Origin of the sequence: Nostoc sp., from assembly GCF_035638895.1 — a bacterium.
In the GTDB taxonomy this organism is placed as follows: Bacteria; Cyanobacteriota; Cyanobacteriia; order Cyanobacteriales; family Nostocaceae; genus Nostoc.
Genome location: NZ_DASQZC010000127.1, coordinates 1 through 1,861 on the forward strand (window position 1 = coordinate 1; position 1,861 = coordinate 1,861).

2 protein-coding genes are annotated in these 1,861 nt (G+C 34.0%); one reads left to right on the forward strand and one right to left on the reverse strand.

Annotated elements, in window-relative coordinates; all coding sequences use genetic code 11:
* A partial coding sequence (locus tag VE944_RS06105; protein ID WP_324973764.1) for a hypothetical protein occupies positions 1-856 on the forward strand: 856 nt, incomplete at its 5' end.
* 219 nt (positions 857-1,075) lie between these two features.
* Here the strand turns inward: VE944_RS06105 and VE944_RS06110 are convergent.
* A partial coding sequence (locus VE944_RS06110) for a glycosyltransferase family protein (RefSeq protein ID WP_324973767.1) occupies positions 1,076-1,861 on the reverse strand: 786 nt, incomplete at its 5' end.

Here is a 1,861-nt window from a genome sequence, read left to right on the forward strand (position 1 = left end):
AAAAGTTTTATTAGAAATTTATCGTCCCTTAATTGAATCAGGAAATATCTTAGAAATAAAAAATTTTATTCGCACCTATAAAAATCATCCTTCCGTTTATGGTTGGTATCTTTATGATGAACCAGAGATAAAAAAACCTACGCCAGTTTCTCCAGATTTATTAAAAAACGTATACACAGCTATTAAGGAAGAAGATAAATCAAAGCCAGTAGCGTTAGTTTTTGCCTCCATAGACAAAATTGAACCCTACACCGATGCAATGGATATACTGATGTGGGATCGTTATCCTTGCGAGGAGGGAGTTGCAGAATTCCAATGGGTATCATCTTACCGAAAGGCACTCTATGAAGTTATTTCTTTAGCTGATATTAAAAACAAAAAATTTTGGAATGTGCTACAAGCTTATGGTAATAATCAATTCAACAAACGACTACCAACAAAAGGAGAATTTCGCTATATGTTTTATTTATCAGTCCTTGTAGGGTCTGATGGGCTACTATTTTGGACGCACTACCGTTCTTCAGATTCCTGGAATGAGTCAATTTTGTATCCTACTATTAAAGAATTCCGAGATTACATTCCTGCAATCATTAGGGGAGAAGATGTAAGCAATCTAGTAGAAGTAAACAATTCAGATATAGAAGTTAAATTATTCCCTATTCCTAATACTAAAAAACATTTAATAATAGTTGTTAATCACACTTATACTCAAATAAATTTCGTAGTAAAACTGACTCAGAGTTTAGCTGGTAAAATAGTTATTTTTAATGAAAAACCTATTACTAACCTATCCGCTGAGGCAAGTTTCAGTACTCCTTTAAATCCTTATGAAGTGAAGCTGTATCAAATTGGTTAGAGATTTTTTGAGTCAACAAAACAGTACGAAATACTTAAACCTTTTTGCATATAAACTCAAGTATCTGCTTGAGTGAGTTAGAGCATAGGGAAAGCGATAAATTTGCCAGTGCAAAGAAATCAAAGGCGGGATGGGCTTTGCACCGCTGAAAGCGATGGCGTGAAGCGTCCGCACTCCTAAAAGCAATCACATACTAAATTAATCCATAAATATATTAATTTACCAAGCTCTTGCTCTCATGATTTTCTGGCGAAATAATTGGTAGGCATATCCAGAAAAGTGAGCAATTGGCATACTTAATAAAGTAACTCCACAAAAAAACCAAAGACTAAAAAACGATGGTATTTTATCTTGGCTTCCTCGCCAAATTTCGGAAGCTAAATTTTTCCGATATCCCAAAGTAACTCGTAAACTCTCTAAAAAAGGCAAAAATAAACCTATTATAATTAATATTTCTATAGGTAAACCTAGTTTGGGAAATAGTAAATCAACAATCAGCAGTAAAATGGCACTAGATATAAATACAAAAGGTAGCAAACCTCTCAACTGCGATTGTATTTTATGTTTTTTACTTGTTAAATAGCGACCTCTGCCATATTTAAAATATTGAATAAACAAGGACTTCCAATTTGTTCGAGGGTAGTACCAGGTACGAATTTTGGAGTCAATATATATTGCTTGATAATTTTGAGTAATTAATCTTTGATTTAATTCTGCATCCTGATTAGTAATTTGTTTGGTGTCAAATACTTGTATTAATCTTAAGTTTAATTCAGTATCTTCATTAGGAGTTGCTTCGACATCATAGCCTTGTAGCTCTTGCAACCTCTTTTTCCAGAAACACCCTAAATAAACTGTTTCCGCATAACCTGTATAGTTGGGATTTCTATATTTAGCTCCACCACTACCAAGAAAACTTTTTGATGCAAGGGCAACACCAGCTTGAAAAGAAGTTTGTGCAACAAAACGCTGCGCTCCACCGACATTGCTAGCATTTGATTCCAG